Below are 24155 nucleotides of genomic sequence, written 5' to 3' on the forward strand. Positions count from 1 at the left end.
CTCCGGCGTCTTGAATTTGTACCGGCAGGAGGCCTTGCTTGATTATCGTTGTCGGCTCGATCAACCTCGATCTTATCGCCAATGTCGACCGATTGCCGAGCCCTGGCGAGACGGTGAGCGGCTCGAGTTTCGCCACCGCGCCAGGCGGCAAGGGCGCCAACCAGGCGCTGGCCGCCGCGCGCGCCGGTGGCCAAGTGCGCATGGTGGGCGCCGTTGGCAAGGACAGCTTCGCCGCGGAGGCGCTGGCACTGCTGCGCGACGGCAAGGTCGACCTGTCCGGCGTCGCCGAAACCTTTGCCTCGACGGGTACGGCGCTGATCATGGTCGGCGATGACGGCGAGAACATCATCGCCGTGGTGCCGGGCGCCAACGCTTCCGTCCTGCCCGGCGACCTCTCCAAGGCCTTTCTGAAAAAGGGCGATATCGTGCTTTTGCAGCACGAGATCCCGCTGGCGACCGTCGATGCAGTACTCGACCAGGCCAGGGCGGCCGGCGCCATCACCGTGCTCAACACGGCGCCCTTCCAGGGCGAAGCAGCGGCCTTCCTCGGCAAGGCCGACTACGCGATCGCCAACGAGACCGAGTTCGACCTCTATGGCGAAGCGTTGAAGCTGAGCGGCCGCGACCGGGCGGCACGCATGCGCGACTTCGCGGCGAAAACCGGCCGCACCATCGTCGTCACACTCGGCGGCGACGGCGTCATGGCGGCGACGCCAGCCGACTTCCTGACTGTTCCGGCCATGAAGATCGCGCCTGTCGACACGGTCGGCGCCGGCGACACGTTCTGCGGTTACTTCGCCGCCGGCCTGTCGTCCGGCCTTGCGCTCGACAAGGCGCTGGCGCGCGCCGGTGCGGCCGGCTCGCTGGCATGCCTCAAGCCCGGCGCCCAGCCGGCAATCCCGCTGGCCAAGGATGTCGATCAAGCCTTGCGGGAAGTCAGCTGAAATGACGCGTCCCCAGACGAAACATGCCGTGCCGCCGGCCGGTGACATCTGCCGCCTGTCGGCGATCGACCTGGCCGCCGCGATCCGGCACAAGAAACTTTCCGTGCGCGAGGTGGTGGCGGCCTTCCTCGACCGCATCGAGGCGGTCAATCCGCAGGTCAACGCCATCGTCTCCTTGCGCGACCGTGGCGACATCCTGCGCGAGGCCGATGCGGCCGATAGTCGCCGGGAGGACGATACAGGCCCGCTCTTCGGCCTGCCGATCGCCATCAAGGACCTCGCCTCGACCACCGGCCTCAGAACCTCTTTCGGCTCGCCGATCTTCGCCGATTTCGTGCCCCAGGAAGACGATTTCTTCGTCGAGCGCATCCGCAGCGCCGGCGCCATCATCATCGGCAAGACCAATGTCCCCGAATTCGGGCTCGGCTCGAACACCTACAACCCCGTATTCGGGCCGACACTGAACGCTTTCGATCCGGCGCTCACCGCCGGCGGATCGAGCGGCGGCGCGGCGGTGGCGCTGGCGCTCGACATGGTGCCCGTCGCCGATGGCAGCGATTTCGGCGGCTCGCTGCGCAATCCGGCGGCCTGGAACAACGTCTACGGCTTCCGCCCGTCGCAGGGGCTTGTCCCCGGCGGGCCGGACTTCGAGGTCTTCCACGCACAGATGGGCGTCGACGGGCCGATGGGCCGCAATGTCGCCGACATGGCGCTGCTGCTCGACGTGCAGGCGGGTTACCATCCGCAAGCGCCCTTGTCCTATGAGAAGGAAGGCTCGTTCCTCGAGGAGCTTGGAACGCCGGTGAAAGGCGGCCGCATCGCCTGGTTCGGCGATCTCGGCGGCCATCTGCCGGTCGAACCGGGCATCCTCGACCTCTGCGAGGCGGCACTCGGCCGGTTCGCGGAAGCATCCTTCCTGGCCGACCCTTTCAAGCCGGATTTCGATTTGGAGGCGCTGTGGCAGGCCTTCGTGACGCTGCGCCAGGCCAGCAGCGGCTGTGCGCTCAAAACCCATTATGACGATCCTTCCAGGCGTGGCCTGCTGAAGCCGGAAGCCATCTGGGAGGTGGAAAACGCAATGCGGCTGACGGCACCGCAGATCCGCGCGGCATCGGTCATCCGCACGTCCTGGCATCGGATGCTGCTGTCGATCTTCGATCGCTTCGACCTCATCGCGCTGCCGACCGCGCAGGTCTTTCCCTTCGACGTCGGCACCCACTGGCCGCGCGAGGTCGCCGGCCGGGCGATGGACAGCTATCATCGCTGGATGCAGGTTTCGGCCTTCGCCACGCTGGGCGGCTGCCCGGCGGTCAACGTGCCCATTGGCTTCGACGACAAGGGCCGGCCAATGGGCATGCAGCTGATCGGCCGGCCGCGCGCCGACCTCGCCGTGCTCAAGGCGGCGGCGGCCTATGAGGCGACACTGCCCTGGCAGGCCGGCGCCTGACCCGGGCGCATCGGCGTATCGCAACGCTTCGCGCGCCGGCTTGCATCGCCATCGCCGCCATGCATTGATTGCCGCCAGCCGCACCGCATCGGCGGCATTCCAAGGGAAAAATCCATGTCGCTGGAACTCTACGCCGCCTATGTCCTCGCCTGCATCGTCATCATCCTTGTGCCCGGTCCGACGGTCACGCTGATCATCGCCAACAGCATCCGCCACGGCTCCCGCGCCGGCCTTGCCAATGTCGCCGGCACGCAGGCCGGGCTTGCCATCATGATCGCCATCGTCGGCATCGGCCTCAACACGCTGATCGCGGGCATGGGCCACTGGTTCGAATGGGTCAGGCTGATCGGCGCCGCCTACCTGATCTGGATGGGCGTGCAGATGTTCCGCTCCAAGGGCACGCTGAATGCCGACGGAACGGCGCGAAAGCCGCGCGGCGGCTTCTTCCTGCAGGGCCTGCTGGTGGCGCTGAGCAATCCCAAGACGCTGGTGTTCTTCGGCGCTTTCTTCCCGCAGTTCATCGCCCCGCAAGGCAATTATTCGCTGCAGATCGCCGTCATGGGCCTCACCGCCATGATCTTCGCCGCCTTCTCGGATTCGTCCTATGCGCTCGCTGCCGGCCGCGCCGGGCGCCTGCTGTCGGCCAGCCGTATCAAGCTCATGTCCAGGATCAGCGGCAGCTTCCTGGTCGGCGGCGGCCTGTGGCTGGCGTTTTCACGGTCGAAGTGAAGCGGAACCTTGCCTCCTTCTCCCCCTGTGGGAGAAGGTGGATCGGCGCGCAGCGCCGAGACGGATGAGGGGTGTTCCAGCAGAGTGAGACGTTGGTGTTCCCTGGAGCACCCCTCATCCGACCGAGCTTCGCTCGGCCACCTTCTCCCGCAGGGGGAGAAGGCAAAAGGACGGCCCCTAAAGCCGCCCCAGCCTTTCCACCAGCAGCGCGAAAAATCCGTCATGGTCGATGTCGCGCATCACCATGGCGTTCTTTTTCCGATTGGTGACGCCCCACCAGTCGATGACGGTCATGCCCATGGTCAGCTCCGAAGCGGTTTCCACGCTGACGTTGCAGTTGCGGCCCTTGAACAGGTCCGGTTTCAGCAGATAGGCGATGACGCAGGGATCGTGCAGCGGGCCGCCGTCGGTGCCGTATTTCTCCTCGTCGAAGCGCTCGAAGAATTCCAGCATCTCGGCGGCGGCGATGCCGACCTTGGTGCCGAGTTTGCGGAAGGCCTGCGTGCGCTTGGCTGTGGTCAGCGCCTTGTGGGTGACGTCGAGCGGCATCATCACGATCGGAATGCCGGACTTGAACACCAGGTCGGCCGCCTGCGGATCGACATAGATGTTGAATTCGGCCGTCGGGGTGACGTTGCCGCCTTCGAAGAAGCCGCCGCCCATCAGCACGATTTCCTTGATGCGCGGCGCGATCCGCGGTTCGCGGATCAGCGCCAGCGCGATGTTGGTGAGCGGTCCGAGCGGGCAGAGCGTGATGGTGCCACTGTCTTCCTTCATCAGCGTCTCGACGATGAAGTCGACGGCATACTGCTCCTGCAGCTTCATCGTCGGTTCGGGCAATTGCGGCCCGTTGAGGCCGGTCTTGCCGTGCACTGCCTCGGCGGTGACCAGTTCGCGCGCCAGCGGACGGATGGCGCCGGCATAGACCTTGATGTCGGGCCGGCCGGCCAGTTCGCAGATCTTGCGGGCATTGTTTTCGGTAAGCTTCAGCGGCACGTTGCCGGCGACGGCGGATATGCCGACGATCTCCAGTTCGGGGCTGCCAAGTGCCAGCAGAATGGCGACGGCATCGTCCTGGCCGGGGTCGGTGTCGATGATGATCTTGCGTGGTTGAGGCATTTCAATTCCTTGTTTGGCTGGCCGTGAGCTCACCGGGTCGATCACGCGCCCGTAGGACGCCGAAACGTCTGCAAACAGTCGAACCGCTCGACCGGGAACGATCCCGACCCCAGCGCTTCTCCTTGCATCCGCGCGTCGTTTCAAGCGCCATGTCGATTATTCCTGTGAGTCGTCGATTATTCCTGTGAGTCCAAGGCCTGGTCTTTTTGGGCGGGTCTTTTGACGGCTTGAACTTGGTCGTGGGGCGGACCATATCAAGGACAACGGGAAAAATGCCATCTGGGTTTTTCCACTTTATGTCGCTCTTGAGAGGACAGCGTAACATGAGCCGAATGACGCCTTTCTCCAGCCCGCTTCTCCTGGGTTTCGACGCCATGGAAAAGACGCTGGAACGTCTGGCGAAATCCGGCGACAGCTACCCTCCCTACAACATCGAACGGCTCAGCGGTGCCGACGGCAAGGCCGAAAGGCTGCGCATCACGCTCGCCGTCGCCGGTTTCGCCGAAAGCGATCTCGATGTGACAACGGAGGAAAACCAGTTGGTCGTGCGCGGCCGTCAGACCGACGACACCGAGCGCGAATTCCTCCATCGCGGCATTGCCGCGCGCCAGTTCCAGCGCTGCTTCGTGCTGGCCGACGGCATGCGGGTTATCGCGGCGGAACTGAAGAACGGCCTTTTGTCGATCGACCTCGATCGGCCGGAGTCCGAACGGCTGGTACGGAAAATAAACATATCGGTGAAAGACTGATCTTTACCGATGGCTCTCATGCGGGATGGCCTATGCCCCTGAAAAGGGCGGCGTCCTCGCGCCAAGGAGGCTTGAAATGACCAGAACTGAAAATATCACCATGACCAATGGCGAATTCGCCCATCTCGGCGAGGGCTCGGTCGCTTATCTGCGCAAGGTCTCGAGCGATGAACTGCTCGGCCGCTTCCCCAACATCGGTGAAATCGCGCCCGGCATGGAATTGTGGGCCCTGTTTGCCGCCAATGGCCAGCCGATCCTGCTTTCCGACGCGCGTGACCGCGCACTGGCCGGCGCCATGGAAAACGACTTGACCACCGTCGCCATTCATTAAGGCAATTCCAAGAAGAGTGTTTGGCGGTTTTCCCGGGAAAAACGCATGGCGTTTTCCCTTGGGAATTGCATTAAGACAAAAATCGGCGGACTGGCCGGCTGAAACGAAAAGGGCCGCTCACCGCGGCCCTTGGATATCCGTTCAAAAAAGACATCAGGCGGCGTGCGAGGCCTGCGTATCCGACAAAAGCGCGTGGATCGCCGTGGCATCGCGCGTACCCCTGACCTTGGCCACGGTGTCGGCGTCGCGCAGCACCCGGGCAATGCGCGACAGCGCCTTCAGGTGATCGGCGCCCGCCCCTTCCGGCGCCAGCAGCAGAAACACCAGATCGACAGGCTGGTCGTCCAGCGATTCGAAATCGACCGGCGTCTCCAGCCGGGCGAAAACACCGGCAATGCGCTTCACGCCGGCCAGCTTGCCGTGCGGAATGGCGATGCCATTGCCGACGCCGGTCGAGCCCAGCCGCTCACGCTGCAGGATGGTGTCGAACACCTCCCGTTCCGGAATGCCCGAAATCGCCGCGGCACGCTCGGACAGCAACTGCAGAAGCTGCTTCTTGGAGTTGGCCTTCAACGCCGGCAAAATCGCCGGAACGCTGATAAGATCGCTCAGACCCATACTTGAAAATCCTTGTTCGCCTGCCGTCACCAGTCCCCACCCCTCGTGCGGCCGGCTTTTATCCCAGTGCGACCCTTGTCGTCACGCCCAGTGCGACCCTTGTCGTCACGCCCTGTGCGACTCTTGTCGTCACCCTTGTGAGACCTTGGTCGTGGACGGGTCGATCCAGCCGATATTTCCATCGGGCCGACGATAGACGATGTTGAGATGGTCGGTTCCAGCGTTACGGAAGACGAAGACCGGGCTGTCCTTGGTGTCGAGTTCGATCACCGCCGACGCCACCGACATTGTCTTCAGCGTCATGGTCGATTCGGCGACGATGGCCGGCGCGAAATTCTCCGGAATATCCTCGTCGTCATCAGCCAGCGGCGCCATCACCGTATAGGCGATGTTGGTCGGATCGCCATTGGCGGAGCCTGAATTGTGCGATTTCAGGCGACGCTTATAGCGCCGAAGCCGGGTCTCCAACCGGTCCGCCGCCGTCTCGAAGGCAAGCGTCGGATCCTGGGCATCGCCGGTGGCCTGCAGCGAAGCGCCCGAATCCAGCCGGATCATGCAATCCGCCGAATAGCGCGAGCCCGATTTGATGACCGTGACGTGTCCCGCGAAGCCGCGATCGAAATATTTGCCGATTGCTTCGCCGACACGATCGTTGATGCGTGTGCGGAACGCATCGCCGATATCCATGTGTTTTCCCGATATGCGCAGATTCATCTGAAAACTGACCTTCCTTGCTCAGGCTTCAAACTGGCCAGAGTTTATACTCGTGGTCCGTGCGCACAAGCTTTGCGGCGTCACTCGCGCCGATTTAAATCCAAACTTTCCGGTTGATCACAAGCCGCCTTCTTGACCATCCCGAGGTCATTGTCGTGACGGACCATCCGCTAGCGGGCATCGAGCCCGTCTCATGCGGGCGGGCTTCTAGCCACTTCACCGCGGCTTGTCAATGAAGCTCGAAAGCTGTGGAAAATCGGGGGCGTCTGGAGCGGTTCGTCGTTTCGCGGAAACGCCGAACCGCTTCATCTCTTTGCCTTCACGCAATTCCCTCGGGAATTGCCTCTAGCGTCCGGCGCTGGCCAACGCTCGTTTCTCGCGCCGGCGCTGCACGGAGGATGGAATATTCATGCCTTCCCGGTATTTGGCGACCGTTCGCCGCGCAATATCGACGCCGCTTTCCCTGAGCATGTCGACGATCGCATCGTCCGACAGCACGTCGACGGGCTTCTCCTCGTCGATCATCTGCTTGATACGGTCACGCACGGCTTCCGAGGAATGCGCGTCGCCGCCGCCCGATGCCGCGATCGAAGCGGTGAAGAAATAGCGCAGCTCAAACACACCGCGCGGGGTCAGCATGTATTTGTTCGCGGTGACCCGGCTCACGGTCGATTCGTGCATGCCGATGGCATCGGCCACCGTGCGCAGGTTGAGCGGCTTCAGGTGGCGCACGCCATGGACCAGGAAGGCATCTTGCTGGCGGACGATCTCCGAGGCCACTTTGAGGATCGTCTTTGCCCGCTGGTCGAGGCTGCGCGTCAGCCAGTTGGCGTTTTGCAGGCACTCGGCCAGGAAATCCTTTTCCGCCTGGTTCTTGGCGTGCGGAGAGACCTGGGCGAAATAGATATGATCGACCAGCACGCGCGGCAGCGTTTCGGCATTGAGTTCGACGGTCCAGCTGCCGTCATTGGCCGCGCGCACCTCGACATCGGCGACGATGGCGTCGCTGGCGCCGCCCGAAAACGCCATGCCCGGCCGCGGATCGAGAGCTCGGATCTCGGCCAGCATGTCGAGCAGGTCTTCTTCGTCGACGCCGCAGATCCGTTTCAGCGCGTGGAAATCGCGCCGCGCCAACAGTTCGAGATTGGCGACCAGGGCCTTCATCGCCGGATCGAGCCGGTCACGCATGGCAAGCTGCAGCGACAGGCATTCGGCAAGATCGCGCGCGAACAGCCCCACCGGCTCGAAGGTCTGGCACACGACCAGCACCTTGCCCACGGCAGCGGCGTCGGCGCCCAGCCGCGTGGCGATTTCGGCGAGATCGGCCCTGACATAGCCGGTTTCGTCGAGGCCATCGGCGAGTTCCCTGGCGATCAGGCGTGCCGCGGGATCGACGAAGGCGAGTGCGATTTGCTCGCCGACATGGTCGCGCAGCGTGATGGCGCTCGCCGCCATGTCGCCGGCATCGAGCCCTTCGGACGAGGAGCCGCCGCTATTGCCGGAAGCCGATTTCCATTGCGCCGTCAGGTCAGGCCCGAGCCGCTCGCTGGTGCCCGGGTCGTCGGGAAACAGGTTTTCCAGGGACGTATCGAGCTTTTCCGAGATCGCCTCGGCGCTCCAGCCCGCCTCGTTCTCGAACCAGTCGCCTTCGGCGGCCGCTTGCGGCTCCGCCTCGGTTTTCTGCGCCAGGTCGCCCACGGCATCGTCCTGCGGCTCGGCGCGCTCCAGGAGGGGGTTGCGCTCGATCTCCTCGTCGATGAAATGTTCGAGTTCGACATGGGTGAACTGCAGCAGCCGAATCGACTGCATCAGCTGCGGTGTCATCACCAGCGACTGCGATTGTCGGAGCTGTAGTTTGGCCGCCAACGCCATGGTTCGGTTTCAAACGCCTCGTCTACGCATCCGGACATCCGGAAAAGAATTTTCGCGGCCGGCCATAGAAACTGGCCCGGCTTTTGCTTGTCAAGGCAAAGGCTAGCAAAACCCGCTTACCGGAGCGTTATCCCGGAGCAAAATCGCGGAAAAACGGGCCGCAACGCGCCAAAAATCGTGTCAGGAAACAAATTTCACGCTCAGAGCGATTCCAGGCAAAGTGTCAGACGGCCTTCCCTGGGAAAAGCACCCAACGCTTTCCCCAGGGAATTGCGTCACGACAAAAGGCTGAGCGGCTTAGCGTTTCCGTGAAACGGTGAACCGCTTACAGCGTAAAACCCTCACCGAGGTAAAGTCGCCGCACGTCGGGGTTTGCCACCACTTCATCGGCCCGGCCATGGGTCAGCACCTGGCCGGCGTGGATGATGTAGGCGCGATCGATCAGGCCGAGCGTCTCACGCACATTGTGGTCGGTGATCAGCACGCCAATGCCGCGCGCCGTCAGGTGGCGCACAAGCTGCTGGATGTCGGCGACGGCAATCGGATCGATACCGGCAAAGGGCTCGTCGAGCAGCATGTAGGCCGGGCGCGTCGCCAAAGCGCGTGCGATTTCCAGGCGCCGCCGCTCGCCGCCAGACAGCGACATGGATGGCGCCTTGCGCAGATGGCTGATGTGGAATTCCTCGAGCAGTTCGTCCAGGTTGCGCTCGCGCACCTTGCGGTCCTTTTCGACCACTTCCAGCACGGCGCGGATATTCTGCTCGACGTTGAGGCCACGGAAAATCGATGCTTCCTGCGGCAAGTAGCCGATGCCGAGGCGAGCGCGGCGGTACATCGGCATCGAGGTGACGTCGAAGCCGTCGATCTCGATCGTGCCTTCATCGACCGGCACCAGGCCGGTGACCATGTAGAAGCAGGTGGTCTTGCCGGCGCCGTTGGGGCCAAGCAGCCCCACAGCCTCGCCGGCACGCACGCCGAGCGTGACGCCACTGACGACCTTGCGGCCCTTGTAGCTCTTGGTCAGACCCTTGGCGATCAAGGTTCCCTTGAACTTCGCCTTGTCGACGGTGATCGTGGCCGGAGCCGAAAGCTTAGCTGCGGCTCGTCCCGGAAGACGTGCCGTCAGCGACGACAGGCTGGCCATCAGGGGTTCGTCGCTCCCGATTTCGGCGGCGGCGTGATCGACATGATGACACGACCGCCACAGGCGTCGACTTGGGCCAGGCCGCTCTTCATCTGCACGGTGAGCTTGCAGCCCTTGAGAACGTTGTCTCCTTGCGAGAGAACGACTTCCTTCCCCGACAGCACCAGCACTTGGGTCTTCATGTCGAAGGTTCCGTTGTCACCGGTGGCGACCTGGTCGTTCGACTTTATGTAGACCTTGCTGCTGACCTCGAGATGATCGATGTTGGCTGAGCCGGTCATGGCCGCCGCGCCGGCGGCTTCCGTGCCTTTGGCACCAGCGTTGGGATCTTTGACGTAGTAGACGGTCATCTTGCCGGCCTTCATCATGGTAGCCCCTTGCACGACGGTGACGTTGCCGGTGAAGATTGCGGTGCTGTCGGCCTGATGGACTTCCAGCTTGTCGCTCTCGATCTGGATCGGCTGGTCTCCGGACAGTTTGAGCCCGGACATCTGGCTGGCGGCACCGGACTGCGCCAACGACGGTGCCAGGCCCAGCAGGAGCAGCGCTGACGTTGCGGCCACCAGCCGTGTCGAACTATTGAGCCACATTCGCTTCTTCGCCCTTTGCCTCAGCCGCCTTCAGAGCGGCGGGATCGATGTTGACGCGCACTTTGTTCTCGAACACCAGGACCTTGCCATTGTCCTGGACCGACATCGAATCCGCCGTGATCTGCGACCCGCCACGGCTGACATCGACGGGATCATCCGTCTTCATAGTGCCTTTGCCCATGTCGAGGAAGACCGATTTGAACTTGGCTTGCAAGCCGTCTGTCGTGGTGATCGTGACATCGCTGTTCAGTTTCATCGTATTGCCGTCGCGATCGTAGGTACCGTGCGAGGCTTTGACCGCCGCGACATTGTCGGGCGCGATCGGCACCTTGGCGTCTATGCCCTCAAGCTCGATGATGCCTTGCGTGCTGACGTCCTGTATCGCCCGCAGGGCCGTCATCGAATAGGGCTGCTTCAGCTTGGTGAAACCGTTGAGCTTGGGATTGGCCATCACCAGCTTGCCATTCGAAAAGGCGGTACCTTCCGCCTGCACGGCGACGGAAACGGGTGCGGCGAGATAGGAATAGACCGGGAAGGCGACGGCGATCAGCGCCGCGGCCAAGGGCACGGCGAATTTGAGCACCCGCACGCGGCGCGAATGACGCTGGGCGCGGTCGAACGCATCGCCCCGCGTCTGGTCATCCGCCGGGGGCGCCAACTCCGCCTCGGGACTGGTCGGTTCAATCGTTCGCGCTAACATGACTGCTTTCTTCTAAAACCCCGCCCGCCGGGGAGCACCGCCTATAGGTGGGACGCCAGCGCTCTCAAGCAAGCACAAGCCCACGAAAACCGCAAAAATGTGACAGCTGTCGTTGTACAAACGAAAACGAGGTCAGCACAACAGCCGCTGCTTCATAGCAGAAATGGACGCCCTTGCGTCGTTTTTTCATGACTGGCGCGCCTCGGCTCATCTTGCGTGCGTTGCGCGGGCCATCCACAAAACCGACCGCATGGAAACGCCGTGCGCGGATTGCCGCGCCGTAAAAGGACGGAACTGCTTCCCGATAGGGACATCATGGTCTAAAAGCGTCTCTTCCCGCCGACTGTGAGGCTGACCATGGCACTAAGAGCCGACGACCTGATCGACCGCCGCCGTTTGCGGCGCAAGCTGACATTCTGGCGTGTCGCGGCCTTCGGCATCGTGGCCCTCGGGGTGATTGCGCTGTCGGCCTGGCTTTATGGCGACGATTTCGGCGGCGCGACGGTCGACCATATCGCCAAGGTCAGGATCGAAGGCACCATCACCGAGGATGACGAACTGATCAAGCGGCTGGAGACCATCCGCCAGTCGTCGAAAGTGAAGGGCGTGATCCTGGCGATCGATTCGCCCGGCGGCACCACCGTCGGCGGTGAATCGATCTACGAGGAGGTGCGCAAGCTGGCCGCCGACAAGCCTGTCGTGGCCGAGGTCGGCACGCTCGCCGCTTCGGCGGGCTACATGATCGCCAGTGCCGCCGATCACATCGTCGCCCGCAAGACCTCGATTGTCGGCTCGATCGGCGTGCTGATCCAGTATCCTGACGTCAGCGGCATGATGGACAAGCTCGGCGTCAAGCTGGAAGAGGTGAAATCCTCGCCGCTGAAGGCCTCGCCCTCGCCCTTCAAGCCGACCAATGACGACGAGCGCGCCATGGTCCGCAAGCTTATCCTCGACAGCTACGACTGGTTCGTCGGCATCGTTGCCGAGCGCCGCAAGATGACCCATGAGCAAGCGCTGGCGCTGGCCGATGGTTCGATCTTCACCGGTCGCCAGGGCGTCGCCAACGGACTGATCGACGCTGTCGGCGGCGAGACCGTGGCAATCGACTGGCTGGCGACCAAGGGGGTCGATGCCAAACTCAAGGTGGTCGAGTGGAAGGAGACAGAACGGCGCGGCGGCTTCCTGTGGTCAAAATCCATGGTGAAAACGATCGGCAGCGCGCTCGGCCTGCCCGATTCCGGCGGCGACATCATCCATGAACTTGGCGCCGACCGCTTGTTTCTTGACGGTCTCGTTTCCGTCTGGCACCCTTGAGCGCCGTTTGGGACAGCTGAAAAAGCAAATAAAATCATCCTCATAATTTTGACCGCAGTGCTTTCACGGGGACCCGTCTGATGATCAAGTCCGAACTTGTGCAGATTATTGCCACGCGCAATCCGCATCTTTTCCTGCGCGACGTCGAAAACATCGTCGGCGCGATCTTCGATGAGATCACCGACGCGCTTGCCGAAGGCAACCGGGTCGAGTTGCGCGGCTTCGGTGCGTTTTCGGTGAAAAACCGCCCTGCCCGCACCGGCCGCAATCCGCGCACCGGCGAATCCGTCGAGGTCGAGGAGAAGTGGGTGCCGTTCTTCAAGACCGGTAAGGAACTGCGCGAAAGGCTGAACGGCGGCAAGTAGGCGCGGCGTCAGCGCCAGCTTCCGACGGAAAACACAATGCTCAATCGTTTCATGCTCATCGTGGTCTTCGTGCCCCTCGCGATCATCCTGATCGCGCTCGCCGTCGCCAACCGCGAACTCGTCGCCTTCACGCTGGACCCGTTCAACCCAGGCAATCCAAAGCTGACGCTGAGCTTGCCACTGTTCATCTTCCTGTTCGCGGCTCTCGCCATCGGCATGATCGTCGGCAGCCTGGCAACCTGGGTCAAGCAGGGCCGTTACCGCAAGCTGGCGCGCCAGCGCGGCGTCGAGGCCGAAAGCCTGCGCCAGGCGGTCAGCCGCGCGCCGGCGGCACCGCAGGAGCCTGTCCCAGGGGCAGCATTGCCGAAGCCGACCGCTTGAACCGCCGGTCGCCGTCTTTCGTTCAACGGAGCTTTTCATGCTGACCATTTCGGCCGCCGAGGTCGACCGTGCGCTGATCTTTCCTGGACTGGTCGAGACATTGCGCACGGCGTTTCGCGAGGGCGCGGTGCAGCCGGTCAGGCATCATCACGCTGTCGAACGGCCGGACGGCGCGGCCTCGACCTTGCTGCTGATGCCGGCATGGACCGATTTCAACGCCGCCGGCACCTCGGCCGGCGGTCACATCGGCGTCAAGATCGTCACCGTCTCACCCGACAACAACGCCGTCGGCAAGCCTGCGGTGATGGGGCTCTATCTCCTGCTCGACGGCGCCACCGGCGAACCGGAAGCCTTGATCGACGGCCAGCGGCTGACCCAGTGGCGAACGGCCTGTGCCTCGGCGCTGGCGGCGTCCTATCTCGCCCGTGACGATGCCGCGCGGCTGCTCGTGGTCGGCGCCGGAGCGCTGTCGCCCTTCCTCGCCAAGGCGCATTCGGCAGTGCGGCCGATCAAGACCATCCGCATCTGGAACCGCACGCCGGCCAACGCCGAGAAAGTCGCGGCCGAGCTGCGCGCCGAGGGCTTCGCGGCCAGCGCCGCGACCGATCTCGATGCCGAACTTGGGCAGGCCGACATTATCTCCTCGGCGACAATCACCACCACGCCGCTCATCAAGGGCGCACTGCTCAAGCCCGGAACCCATGTCGACCTGGTCGGCGGCTTCACGCCGGCGATGCGCGAAAGCGACGACGACGCCATCGTGCGCGCCCGCGTCTATGTCGACACCCGCGCCGGCGCCACCAAGGAGGCCGGCGACATCGTCCAGCCGTTGGCCTCGGGCGTGTTGAAGCCGGAAGCCATCGTCGCCGACTTGCACGAACTGGCGCGCGGCCAGAAGAAGGGCCGCGAAAGCGCCCGCGAAATCACGCTGTTCAAATCGGTCGGCGCCGCGCTCGAGGATCTTGCCGCCGGCATTGCCGTCTATGAGGCGCTCAAGAACTAGCTTGACGCCGGCACGGCCACTTCGGCACCCATCGCCCCGGCGATCACCGCGAAGTCGGCCGCGCTGATTGGGGACAAGCCAAAGCGCAGCTGATACCCCCAATTCGATTTGCCGGTGGTGAAGTCCAGCCTGTCGAGCAACGGCTTGATCGGCGTTTCCTCGGCCCTTACCCAGTCGACATCGCGGCGGAACGGCGTGAAGCCGCCGCCCATCTCGCCTTGATAGGGTTCGCCTTCCCGCACTGTGCCGATCGCCGTGAACGACTGCAGGCCATCTTTCTCGCCCAGGATAGTGGTCGGCGAATAATAGACGACGCCATCGCCGGGCTTGACGCGGCGCAGGGGTGCCGACTTGCCGTGGTTGACCTGCATGAAGCCGCCCTGGCGGCCGCGCCGGACATGTTGCGCCGACGCCACCGCAATCCAATGCGCGCTCATTTCTTTTCCCCGTCGGCCTGTTCCCCGTCGGACAGCCAGTAGACGCGCAGCCGATGATTGTCGGGATCGAGCGCGACGAATGTGCGGCCGAAATCCATGTCGGTCGGCGCCTGCAGGATCTTCAGGCCACGCCCGGACCAGTCGGCATGGGCAGCATCGACCGCCTCAGGCGTATCGAGCGCAAAGACGATCTCGGCGCCGCCACCGACCGCTTCGGCCGCCGGCTCCACCGTATGCCGCGACCAGAGGCCGAGCTTGAAGCCGTTGTCGAGCACGAACAGCACGAAGGTCGGCGCGCTTTCCACCGGCTCGCGTCCCAGCAGCGCACTATAGAAGGCGCCGCTCCGCAGCGGCTGGTCGACATAGAGGATAACGAAATTCGGGGTTGCCATATCTGTTCTCCAGGGCTGAGCGTTTCGATATGTGCCCTGTATAGGATGACATACTGTCAGATTCTGGCAGCAGTGTTCATGGACCACGCGGCTGGTCGAGCGTGGCTCGCCATTCCTTGAGCAGCGCCTGCCGGCGGCGCGGGTAGCGCATGTCGGTTGCCTTCAGCTCGGCGATACGGTCGGCGCGAAAATGGCGAAAATCCTGCCGCATTTCGCACCACGCCACCACCACCCGCACCTTGTCGAAGAAGCCGAGCGCAAACGGCCAGACCACGCGCTCGGAAGCGGCGCCACCCGCGTCGCGATAGAGGAAGCCGAGCTTGCGTTCGTTGCGGATGGCCTGCCGCACGACGCCGAGGTCGATGCCCTCGATGATCGCCGCGGGCGGCCCGACAAGCAGCGTCGAGGCATCGAGATCCTGGCGCAGATCGTCCGGCAACACCGCGGCAATCTTGGCCAGCGCATTGGCGGCCGCGGCCGAGAGACGCCGGTCCGGCTGCTTTGCGACCCAGCGCGAGCCGAGCACGATGGCCTCGATCTCCTCGTCGCTGAACATCAGCGGCGGCAGCATGAAACCGGGCTTGAGCACATAACCGACTCCCGCCTCACCCTCGATCGGCGCGCCCTGCCCCTGCAGCGTTGCGATGTCGCGGTAGAGCGTGCGGATCGAAATCCCGAGTTCAGCGGCCAGCGCCTGACCGCTCACCGGCCGGCGGTGCCGGCGCAGGCACTGGATGAGGTCGAGAAGGCGTTCGGAGCGGGACATGATGCTGCAATCCGGTACTGCCGGACGATAGGGCTCCCGCGCTTTCGACGGCAAGCGATCTGACCTGGAACACGTTCGGCATCCTCCCGTTATCCGAAGATGACGGAGATTCGCGGCTTCCTGTTGTTCTGGTGTGCCCTGACCGCCACCATCGCGGCGCTCAGCCTTGGACCGTCCTTCGCCCATGTCCTGGAATCGGTCCCTCGACTGACCAAATGGTCGCCATCCCTCTGGCGCGAAACCACCGTTTTCAACGGCCAATTCCTGCTGTTCGCGGTTATTGGCGCTCCCCTGGACGTGGCTGCGATTGCCTGTCCGGGGCTTCTGGCGTGGTTGCTGCGTGCCGATCGTCCGGCCTTCTGGTTCGTGCTGGCCGCCGCCGTGCTTTATGCCATCTCCCTGGTGATGTGGTCCATTCTGGTCAAACCGGCGAATGATGTTCTGGCCACATGGGTACCGGGACCGATACCGGAGAACTTCGACGCCATCCGGCTGCGTTGGGAAACCGGCCATATGGTCGTCACCGGCATCAAGGCCGCCGGCTTCGTATCGCTGGTTGTCGGCTTGCTTTCGATCCGGCACGGCTGACCGGTTGGAGCCGTCGGCGATCGCCGTTTGTTGCGCACAGGGGTGAAGCTGTGGCAGAAGCGGGCCGAACCGCCGGAGATGCTGCTTCTTGAAGTCTTTTCGCGACAAACGCCGCGACGGCCGCCCGCACCAGCCGACGAAAAGTGGGGCCGCACAGCCGCGCCCGCCGGAGAATCGGCCGGCGGTCAAGGCAGACGCCAGGCCGCGCGAACAACACATCGTGAAACCGGACAACCAGCCCGAGCCGAAATCCGCGCCGCGCGTCCTTGCCCGCCGCGATGGCGCCCTGCCCGCCGAGCAGCTTCCCGTGATCCTCGAAGTGGCGCCGAATGCCGATTATGCGCTGCTCGACAGCGGTACAGGCCAAAAACTCGAGCAGTACGGCCCCTACCGGATCGTGCGGCCGGAGGGCCAGGCGATCTGGCAAAAGGCCTTGCCGGCGAAGGACTGGGAGCGTGCCGACGCTGTCTTCACCGGCGATACCGACGAGGAAGGCATTGGCCGCTGGCGTTTTCCGAAGACGCCGCTCGGCGAGACCTGGCCGATGAAGCATGACGGCATCGATTATCTCGGCCGTTTCACCTCGTTTCGCCATGTCGGCGTCTTTCCCGAGCAGGCCTCGCACTGGGACCACATGGCCGGGCTGATCACGGCGGCCAAGCGTCCGGTCAAGGTGCTGAACCTGTTCGGCTACACGGGTCTTGCCTCGCTGGTGGCGGCCCGCGCCGGCGCCGAGGTCACCCATGTCGACGCCTCGAAGAAAGCCATCGGCTGGGCTCGTGAAAACCAGGAGATGGCCGGGCTTGGTGGCAAGCCGATCCGCTGGATCGTCGACGACGCGGTGAAGTTCGCCGAGCGCGAGGAACGCCGCGGCAGCCGCTACGACATCGTGCTCTTCGATCCGCCGGCCTATGGACGCGGCCCCAAGGGCGAAGTCTGGCAATTGTTCGAGGATTTGCCGGCGCTCACCGATCTCTGCCGCTCGATCCTGACACCAAAGCCGCTCGCCGTGGTGCTGACCGCCTATTCGATCCGAGCTTCCTTCTTCGCCATCCATGCCTTGATGCGCGATACCTTTGCCGGCATGGGCGGCAAGGTCGAATCGGGCGAGTTGATCATCCGTGAAAAGTCCGCCGGCCGGGCACTTTCGACCTCACTGTTTTCGCGCTGGGTGGCCTGAATGCTCCGGAGTCCTGTATGAACGAACGGCATGCCGGCGCACCCGGGCAGGTTAAGGAAGTCACCAGCCTCGCCAATCCGCTGGTCAAGGACATCAAGGCGCTCGCCTTGAAGAAATTCCGGGACCAGCAGAACGCCTTCATGGCCGAAGGGCTGAAGCTGATCATCGATGCGCTCGATCTGGGCTGGCAGATCCGGACGCTTGTGTTCGCCAAGGCCGGACGCGGCAACCCCGCGGTGGAAAAGGTCGCGGCGCGCACGGTTGCCGCCGGCGGCATGGTGCTCGAAGTGACGGAAAAAGTGCTTGTCGCCATCACCCGCCGCGACAATCCGCAAATGGTGGTCGGCGTCTTCTCGCAGAAATTCCTGGCCCTGAAAGATGTCCACGCCGACAATGGCGACGTCTGGGTGGCGCTCGACCGGGTGCGCGATCCCGGCAACCTCGGTACCGTCATCCGCACCGTCGACGCCGTCGGCGCCAAGGGTGTCATCCTGGTCGGCGACACCACCGATCCGTTTTCCGTGGAGACGGTGCGCGCGACCATGGGTTCGATCTTCGCCGTACCCATCGCCAAGGCGACGACCGAGGCTTTCCTCGCCTGGCGCGGAGCCTTCTCAGGCCTCGTCGCCGGCACCCACCTGAAGGGCGCGGTCGACTACCGTTCGGTCGATTTTTCCCGCGGCCCGGTGCTCCTGATGATGGGCAACGAGCAGCAGGGCCTGCCTGAAAGCCTGGCGGCGAGTTGCGACAGGCTGCTCAGGATTCCCCAAGCGGGCCGCGCCGATTCGCTCAATCTGGCCGTCGCCACCGGCATCATGCTGTTCGAGATCCGGCGCGGCGCGCTGAAGCTCGAACCCGTCGCCGACCAGCAGTGAAGGTTGCCTGCCCGTGAGATCATGGTCCCCCTATGCACTGCTCGCCATCGTCGCCATAGCGCTCGACCAGTGGATAAAGCACCTGGTCGAGACCGGCCTGCCCTTTCAGGAAAAGCTCGATCTCTTGCCGTTCCTGGCGTTGTTTCGCACCTACAACACCGGCATCGCCTTTTCGATGTTCTCCTCCCTCGGCGATACTGGCCTCGTGGTCATCGCCGTGTTGGTCGTCGCTTTCGTGCTCTACCTTGCTACGCACACGCCATCGGGCCATGTCATCGCCCGCACCGGCTTTGCCCTGATCATCGGCGGGGCGCTGGGCAATCTGATCGATCGCGCCGTCTACGGCCATGTCATCGACTACATCCTGTTTCACACTCCGGTCTGGTCCTTCGCCGTCTTCAACCTCGCCGACGCCTTCATTTCCGTGGGCGCGGCATTGGTCGTCTTCGACGAGCTCATCGGCTGGCGGCGCGAGCCCAAGCCTTCCAACGCCAAGCCTTCCAACGCCAAGCCTTCGAGCGCCGAGGCTTCGGACGCCAAGCCTTCCAAAGATTGACCGCGCGCGGCCATCGCCGCACAGTTCACACCGCCAAGCAAACTCGCGGAGAAGAAGATGCCCGAAACCTTCAAAGCCATCCTCGTTTCGCGCGACGCCGACAAGAAGCAGTCGGTAGCCGTGACAAATCTAACCGATGCCGACCTGATGGACGGCGACGTCACTGTCGCGGTGGAGGCAACGACGGTGAATTACAAGGACGGACTGGCCATTACGGGCAAGGCGCCGGTGATCCGCCGCTGGCCGCTGGTGCCGGGCATCGATCTCTCCGGCACCGTCGTCTCGTCTTCCCATTCCGGCTGGCGCAAGGGAGACAAGGTGATCTTGAACGGCTGGGGTGTCGGCGAAACGCATTTCGGCGCCTATGCGGGGCGCGCCCGTGTCAACGGCGACTGGCTGGTGCCGCTGCCGGAAGGCATGAGCCCGCATGATGCGATGGCGGTCGGCACCGCCGGCTATACCGCCATGCTCTGCGTCATGGCGCTGGAGCGGCACGGCATCCTACCCGATCGCGGCCCGGTGGTGGTGACGGGCGCCGCCGGTGGCGTCGGTTCGGTCGCGGTCTCCATCCTGTCCAGCCTCGGCTACCATGTCATTGCCTCGACCGGCCGCAATGCCGAAAGCCCCTATCTGATCAATCTTGGCGCCGCCGAAGTGATCTCGCGCGACGAGCTCAACCAGCCCGCCAAGCCGCTGGCCAAGGAACGCTGGGCCGGCGGCATCGATGCGGTCGGCAGCCACACGCTGGCCAATGTGCTGTCGATGACCTCCTATGGCGGCGCGGTCGCCGCCTGCGGCCTGGCCGGCGGCATGGATCTGCCGTCGAGCGTAGCCCCCTTCATCCTGCGCGGCGTTTCCCTGCTCGGCATCGATTCGGTGATGGCGCCGAAGGCAGTGCGCCTCGAAGCCTGGCGGCGCATCGGCTCCGATCTCGACCTGCAGAAGCTCGCCGGCCTGTCCACGACTATCGGCTTCGACGGCATCATCGATGCCGCGCGCGACATCGTCGACGGCAAGATCCGTGGGCGCGTCGTCGTCGACATGTGACCTGCCTGGTAGGCCAGAATCGGCCAATCCGGTGGCAAATCCGCCGCTGTCGGGACAAAAACGCTTAACCGCTAAAATTCGAACGATCCGCCGCAATTTTCCATAATCTCTGTCTGGCAAGGGTTTCGCATGATCGCGGAATCCGGCAGCCAACAGGCGGATATTGGCGACGACGTCGACGCGCTTGCCGCGCCGGCGCCGGCGCGGCGGTTCATCGCCGCGCCACCGCTGGTGCCCGAGCAGCAATTGGCCGGGCGGGAAGGTCTGCCGCTTGTGACCTTCTTTGCCATCGTCGTGCTGGCGGGCCTCGCGCATCTGACCGGAGCCCCGATCTTCATCAGCCTCGCTCTGCTGGCAACCGGCCTCGCCGGCCTTGCCATGCATCTGCATGCCAGGCGCAGCGTACACCGCACCGCGGTCCTGCTCGACGAGACCAGCGCCCGCAGCCGCGCCGAGATCGAGACGCTGGCCGACCGCATGTGGGAAATGCAGGAAAGCGAAGAGCGCTTTCGCGGTCTCATCGACGCACTTGGCGACCTCGTCATCCATCGCGACCGCGATGGCTACATCGTCTATGCCAACAAAGTATTCGCCGACCTCGTCGAAACCGATCAGCGCGACCTTGCCGGCAAGACGCTGGCCGAACTCGGCATCGAGGTCGGCATCGTCCCCGATGCCGCCTTTTCCGACCATGAATGCCTGAGTTCCACCGATGTCGCCATCCGCACGCCGAGCGGCCCGCGCTGGTTCTCGTGGATCGAACTGTCGGTGCGCGACAAGGACAGCGGAGCGGCTTCGCATCGCGCGATCGCCCGCGACATCACCGCCCGCAAGCGCGCCGAATCCTCGCTGATCACCGCGCGCGAGCGGGCCGAATACGCAAGCCAGGCCAAATCGCGCTTCCTCGCCACCGTCAGCCATGAGATCCGCACGCCGATGAACGGCATCATGGGCATGGCCAGGCTGCTCGCCGACACCAGCCTGTCGCCGGAGCAGCAGACTTATGTCGGCGCCATCTCGACATCGGCCAGCGCCTTGCTCGCCCTGATCGAGGACCTGCTCGACTATTCCAAGATCGAGGCCGGGCGCTTCGACCCCGAGCCGCAGCCGATGTCGGTGCGCGAGATCGCCGACAACATCATCGAACTCCTGGCCGCGCGCGCCTTCGCCAAGGATATCGGCCTCGGCTGCCACGTCGAACCGGATGTGCCGCAGATGATCACCGCCGATCCGGGTAGGGTCAGGCAGGTGCTGCTCAACCTCATCGGCAACGCCATCAAGTTCACCGACGGCGGCGGCGTGCTGGTCAGCGTCGCGCGCGCCCGCACCGCGACCACCGACCGCATCTGCTTCACCATCGCCGATACCGGTCCCGGCCTGCGCGACGAGGATATGGAGCGTATCTTCGAGGAGTTCGAGCAGGCCGACGGCACCTCGACGCGCACGCATGGCGGGGCCGGCCTGGGACTTGCCATCTCCAAGCGTCTGGTGGCTGCCATGGGCGGCACGATCTCGGTCTCCAGCCGGCTTGGTCAGGGATCGGAATTCGTCTTCGAGATCCCCGCCACAGCGGCCACCGAGGCGCCGCAGGGCCGGCTCGACGCGCTTGCCGGCAGGCGCGCTGTGATCCTGTCCAGGAACGCCGTCGAGGCCGATGCCATCGCCCGCACCATCCGCGCCAGTGGCGGCACTGCCGGGATCGCCACCACCGTGGCGCAGGCGGCGCCCTTCGCTCACGGCTGCGACGTGCTTCTGGTCGACGCGGCCATGGAAGAGAGCGACGGAAGACTGCTCAGGCGGTTGCGCCAAAGCGGCTTCTCCGATTGCGAGGCCATCACGCTGATCGCACCGACCGACCGCGGCATGCTGGGCGAATTCCGCGCCAGCGGCTACACGACCTTCCTTGCCCGGCCGGTGCGCGGGGGAACACTTTTGCGTGTCCTCTTGAGCAGCCATGCGCCGGCACTTGCCCACCCGCAGCCGGAAAAGCGTCGGGCACCGGCGCTGCGTGCATCGAGCGAGCGCCAGCAAGGCCTGTCCGTGCTGATCGCCGAGGACAACGACATCAATGCCATGCTGGCCCGTGCCACGCTGCTGAAGGCTGGGCATCGCGTCCAGGTGGTCGGCAATGGCAAGGCAGCGGTCGAGGCCGTCACCAGCGCCGGGCACAAGCACCGCTTCGACGTGGTGCTGATGGACCTGCATATGCCGGTCATGGATGGGCTGGACGCCATTGCCGCGATCCGTCGCCATGAGGAGGAGACATCCGCGCCGCCCGTGCCGATCATGGTGCTGTCGGCCGATAGCCAGGAAAAGACCCGCCATGCCGTGCTTGCTCACGGCGCCAGCGGTTTTGTCACCAAGCCGCTCGATCCCGACGCCCTGGTCAACGCCGTCGAGGGCCAGGTCGCCGCTTGAGCTGGTTTTTTTCCGGCACGCGGCTGATCCATTTGCCCAAAAGTGGGCCTCGGCTTCGGAAAAACGACATGCATGAAAACAAGGACTGGAGCGCGTTGCCCGAACCCGCGCGGGCGCGTCGCGCCTCAAGTCTCCTCACCTAACGTAGCCGGTTGACCGTTTTCGCCAGCCGACGAAGTATTGCCCGCGACGTCGTATCACGGTACTGTCACAATCCTGTTGCACCTACACCGTATCCCCGTGCCGAGAGGGATGGCTCGAAGGAGAATCACTCGTGCATACAGTTATGCCGGAATGTGACACTCGGCCGAACGCCAGCAGCGCCTTGCTTGCCGGACGTAATGTCGATTCCGTCATAAAGGGCGCAGCACTCGGCCGAATCGGCAATCTCGAAGTGCGGCTTGCTCGCAACGAGGCCGAGATCGCGGCCGCGCAGGAGGTGCGTTACCGGGTGTTTTACGACGAGCTTGGTGCCAGGAAAGATCTGTTCCAGGCGCAGGACCGCCGTGACGCCGACCGGTTCGATCCGCTCTGCGACCATCTGCTTGTCTTCGACAACTCAATTTCCGGCCCCGAGCATCGCCGTATCGTCGGCACCTATCGCCTGCTGCGGCAAGAAATCGCGGCCGCCGCCGGAGGCTTCTATTCCGAAGGTGAATTCGAGCTGACCAAGCTCATCGCCCGTCACCCTGGCCAACGTTTTCTCGAGCTCGGCCGTTCCTGCGTTTTGCCCGAATACCGATCGAAGCGCACCATCGAGGCGCTCTGGCAAGGCATCTGGGCCTACATCAATCACTACGAAATCGGCGTGATGACCGGCTGCGCTTCCTTCCAGGGCACCGTGCCGGCGGCGCATGCCGAGGCGCTCACCTATCTCTCTCATCATTGCCGTACGAACTCGGCCTGGGACGTGCGCGCCGTGTCCGGGCGCTATTGTTCCATGGACCTGATGCCGATCGAGGCGGTCAATGCCAAGGCAGCGATCGCGGCGATGCCGCCTTTGGTCAAGGGCTATCTGCGCGTCGGTGCCCGCATCGGCGACGGCTGCGTCATCGACCGCGAGTTTTCGACGGTCGACGTCTTCGTGGTGATGCCGGTCAAGGAGATCGGTGCCCGCTACGTCAACTACTATGGCGGGGAAGCCCAGCGCTTCGCCGCGTGAGGCAGCAGGCAAGACGTCACGAGTCACGCTCCTCTCACTACTCACTACTGACTAGTCCTTACTGCCTCTTTTACGGAATATCCTCAGGCCGCCGGCCGGGCCGGCTCTTGTAGGACGGAAATGCCCAGCCGAAACGAAGCGCACCGCCACGCACCGCAAGCGCCACGGCGAAACCGGCCAAGCCTGAGACAAGCTGCGGCAGTCCGGCGACGTCGCCCAGTGTGAAGATAGCGGCGCCCGCCAGGGCAGCCGTGACGTAGATCTCGGGCTTCAGCAGCACCGATGGCTCACCGGCCAGGAGATCGCGCAATATGCCGCCGAAGGTCGCGGTCAGCATGCCGGTGATGATGGAAACCACCGGCGATCCAGTGATTGCCAGGCCCTTTGCCGCGCCCATCACCGAAAAGGCGGCCAGCCCGATGGCGTCGAGCCAGAGCAGCAGTCTGTAGCGGGATTCGACGCGGTGCGCGGTGAAGAACACCAGGACCGCCACCACCGCGCAGATCAGCACATAGTCGCGGTTTCCCACCCAGAACACAGGCACATTGAGGATGAGGTCGCGAAACGTGCCGCCGCCGATGCCGGTGACGCTGGCCAGGAACAGGAAACCGATGACGTCGAGCTGCTTGCGCGACGCAGCCAACGCCCCCGTCGCCGCAAAAACGGCAATGCCGGCATAGTCGAGAAGGGCGATGGGGTGCATGGAAGGCCAGG

At 64.0% G+C, this 24155-nt stretch carries 27 protein-coding genes; 16 read left to right on the forward strand and 11 right to left on the reverse strand.

Going from position 1 to position 24155, the window contains the following annotated elements; all coding sequences use genetic code 11:
- Positions 1-38 precede the first annotated feature (38 nt).
- The 3 genes from FJ978_RS06400 to FJ978_RS06410 all read left to right on the forward strand — a co-directional run bounded on the left by FJ978_RS06400 (position 39) and on the right by FJ978_RS06410 (position 3120).
- Complete coding sequence (locus tag FJ978_RS06400) at positions 39-944, forward strand: ribokinase (protein ID WP_140571053.1); 906 nt, start codon at positions 39-41, stop codon at positions 942-944.
- A 1-nt stretch (position 945) separates the two neighbouring features.
- Positions 946-2391: an amidase gene (locus FJ978_RS06405; protein ID WP_140571055.1), complete on the forward strand. Its 1446-nt coding sequence runs from the start codon at positions 946-948 to the stop codon at positions 2389-2391.
- Positions 2392-2505: 114 nt separating this feature from the next.
- Complete coding sequence (locus FJ978_RS06410; protein ID WP_013893016.1) at positions 2506-3120, forward strand: LysE family translocator; 615 nt, start codon at positions 2506-2508, stop codon at positions 3118-3120.
- Positions 3121-3297: 177 nt separating this feature from the next.
- Here FJ978_RS06410 and FJ978_RS06415 read toward each other — a convergent pair whose 3' ends face one another.
- Positions 3298-4239, reverse strand: coding sequence for a nucleoside hydrolase (locus FJ978_RS06415; protein WP_140571057.1), 942 nt, complete (start codon positions 4237-4239; stop codon positions 3298-3300).
- A gap of 323 nt (positions 4240-4562) precedes the next feature.
- Here FJ978_RS06415 and FJ978_RS06420 point away from each other — a divergent pair, with 323 nt between their 5' ends.
- On the forward strand, positions 4563-4988 hold the full coding sequence (locus tag FJ978_RS06420) for an Hsp20 family protein (protein WP_013893014.1): 426 nt from the start codon (positions 4563-4565) through the stop codon (positions 4986-4988).
- 76 nt (positions 4989-5064) lie between these two features.
- Complete coding sequence (locus FJ978_RS06425) at positions 5065-5319, forward strand: DUF1150 family protein (protein ID WP_013893013.1); 255 nt, start codon at positions 5065-5067, stop codon at positions 5317-5319.
- Positions 5320-5472: 153 nt separating this feature from the next.
- Here the strand turns inward: FJ978_RS06425 and ptsN are convergent, their stop codons facing one another.
- The 6 genes from ptsN to lptC form a co-directional block, all read right to left on the reverse strand.
- A complete protein-coding gene (gene ptsN / locus FJ978_RS06435) occupies positions 5473-5937 on the reverse strand; it encodes a PTS IIA-like nitrogen regulatory protein PtsN (RefSeq protein WP_013893012.1) in 465 nt (154 codons plus the stop codon).
- A 129-nt stretch (positions 5938-6066) separates the two neighbouring features.
- Complete coding sequence (gene raiA / locus FJ978_RS06440) at positions 6067-6651, reverse strand: ribosome-associated translation inhibitor RaiA (protein ID WP_013893011.1); 585 nt, start codon at positions 6649-6651, stop codon at positions 6067-6069.
- Positions 6652-6996: 345 nt separating this feature from the next.
- A complete protein-coding gene (gene rpoN, locus FJ978_RS06445; RefSeq protein WP_140571061.1) occupies positions 6997-8523 on the reverse strand; it encodes an RNA polymerase factor sigma-54 in 1527 nt (508 codons plus the stop codon).
- Between the two features lie 325 nt (positions 8524-8848).
- Positions 8849-9667: an LPS export ABC transporter ATP-binding protein gene (gene lptB / locus FJ978_RS06450; protein WP_013893009.1), complete on the reverse strand. Its 819-nt coding sequence runs from the start codon at positions 9665-9667 to the stop codon at positions 8849-8851.
- Positions 9667-10257, reverse strand: coding sequence for an LptA/OstA family protein (locus FJ978_RS06455; RefSeq protein ID WP_140571063.1), 591 nt, complete (start codon positions 10255-10257; stop codon positions 9667-9669). The genes lptB and FJ978_RS06455 overlap by 1 nt, the downstream gene beginning before the upstream one ends.
- Entirely contained in the window at positions 10244-10957 is a 714-nt protein-coding gene (gene lptC / locus FJ978_RS06460; RefSeq protein ID WP_140571065.1) for an LPS export ABC transporter periplasmic protein LptC, read from the reverse strand. The genes FJ978_RS06455 and lptC overlap by 14 nt, the downstream gene beginning before the upstream one ends.
- Positions 10958-11314: 357 nt before the next feature.
- Between lptC and sppA the strand changes: the two genes are divergently transcribed.
- The 4 genes from sppA to FJ978_RS06480 all read left to right on the forward strand — a co-directional run bounded on the left by sppA (position 11315) and on the right by FJ978_RS06480 (position 14020).
- Positions 11315-12271, forward strand: a complete 957-nt coding sequence (gene sppA, locus FJ978_RS06465) for a signal peptide peptidase SppA (RefSeq protein ID WP_140571067.1) — start codon at positions 11315-11317, stop codon at positions 12269-12271.
- Positions 12272-12351: 80 nt separating this feature from the next.
- On the forward strand, positions 12352-12636 hold the full coding sequence (locus FJ978_RS06470; RefSeq protein WP_006200394.1) for an integration host factor subunit beta: 285 nt from the start codon (positions 12352-12354) through the stop codon (positions 12634-12636).
- 36 nt (positions 12637-12672) lie between these two features.
- The gene (locus FJ978_RS06475; RefSeq protein ID WP_140571069.1) at positions 12673-13017 is read left to right on the forward strand and encodes a DUF1049 domain-containing protein; all 345 of its coding nucleotides are present in this window, start codon (positions 12673-12675) and stop codon (positions 13015-13017) included.
- Between the two features lie 37 nt (positions 13018-13054).
- Entirely contained in the window at positions 13055-14020 is a 966-nt protein-coding gene (locus FJ978_RS06480) for an ornithine cyclodeaminase family protein (protein ID WP_140571071.1), read from the forward strand.
- Here FJ978_RS06480 and FJ978_RS06485 read toward each other — a convergent pair.
- The 3 genes from FJ978_RS06485 to FJ978_RS06495 form a co-directional block, all read right to left on the reverse strand.
- Positions 14017-14457, reverse strand: coding sequence for an EVE domain-containing protein (locus FJ978_RS06485; RefSeq protein ID WP_140571073.1), 441 nt, complete (start codon positions 14455-14457; stop codon positions 14017-14019). The genes FJ978_RS06480 and FJ978_RS06485 overlap by 4 nt on opposite strands.
- A complete protein-coding gene (locus FJ978_RS06490) occupies positions 14454-14849 on the reverse strand; it encodes a VOC family protein (protein WP_013893002.1) in 396 nt (131 codons plus the stop codon). Before FJ978_RS06490 ends, FJ978_RS06485 begins: the two co-directional genes overlap by 4 nt.
- A gap of 76 nt (positions 14850-14925) precedes the next feature.
- Complete coding sequence (locus tag FJ978_RS06495) at positions 14926-15615, reverse strand: YafY family protein (protein ID WP_140571075.1); 690 nt, start codon at positions 15613-15615, stop codon at positions 14926-14928.
- Positions 15616-15714: 99 nt separating this feature from the next.
- Here FJ978_RS06495 and FJ978_RS06500 point away from each other — a divergent pair, with 99 nt between their 5' ends.
- From FJ978_RS06500 to FJ978_RS06530, 7 genes are all read left to right on the forward strand, one after another.
- The gene (locus FJ978_RS06500; protein WP_140571077.1) at positions 15715-16203 is read left to right on the forward strand and encodes a DUF1772 domain-containing protein; all 489 of its coding nucleotides are present in this window, start codon (positions 15715-15717) and stop codon (positions 16201-16203) included.
- 88 nt (positions 16204-16291) lie between these two features.
- Complete coding sequence (locus tag FJ978_RS06505) at positions 16292-17383, forward strand: class I SAM-dependent rRNA methyltransferase (protein ID WP_140571079.1); 1092 nt, start codon at positions 16292-16294, stop codon at positions 17381-17383.
- Between the two features lie 17 nt (positions 17384-17400).
- Complete coding sequence (locus FJ978_RS06510) at positions 17401-18258, forward strand: RNA methyltransferase (protein ID WP_140571081.1); 858 nt, start codon at positions 17401-17403, stop codon at positions 18256-18258.
- Positions 18259-18271: 13 nt separating this feature from the next.
- Positions 18272-18814, forward strand: a complete 543-nt coding sequence (gene lspA, locus FJ978_RS06515) for a signal peptidase II (protein ID WP_013892997.1) — start codon at positions 18272-18274, stop codon at positions 18812-18814.
- Positions 18815-18871: 57 nt separating this feature from the next.
- A complete protein-coding gene (locus tag FJ978_RS06520; protein ID WP_140571083.1) occupies positions 18872-19861 on the forward strand; it encodes an MDR family oxidoreductase in 990 nt (329 codons plus the stop codon).
- A 129-nt stretch (positions 19862-19990) separates the two neighbouring features.
- Complete coding sequence (locus FJ978_RS06525) at positions 19991-22279, forward strand: PAS domain-containing hybrid sensor histidine kinase/response regulator (protein WP_140571085.1); 2289 nt, start codon at positions 19991-19993, stop codon at positions 22277-22279.
- A 286-nt stretch (positions 22280-22565) separates the two neighbouring features.
- On the forward strand, positions 22566-23441 hold the full coding sequence (locus FJ978_RS06530; RefSeq protein WP_041164038.1) for a GNAT family N-acetyltransferase: 876 nt from the start codon (positions 22566-22568) through the stop codon (positions 23439-23441).
- Positions 23442-23511: 70 nt separating this feature from the next.
- On the opposite strand, the gene FJ978_RS06535 is transcribed toward FJ978_RS06530, so the two are convergent.
- Positions 23512-24144, reverse strand: a complete 633-nt coding sequence (locus tag FJ978_RS06535; protein WP_140571087.1) for a trimeric intracellular cation channel family protein — start codon at positions 24142-24144, stop codon at positions 23512-23514.
- Between the last annotated feature and the right edge of the window lie 11 nt (positions 24145-24155).

Origin of the sequence: Mesorhizobium sp. B1-1-7 (genome assembly GCF_006442705.1) — a bacterium.
Classification (GTDB): domain Bacteria; phylum Pseudomonadota; class Alphaproteobacteria; order Rhizobiales; family Rhizobiaceae; genus Mesorhizobium; species Mesorhizobium opportunistum.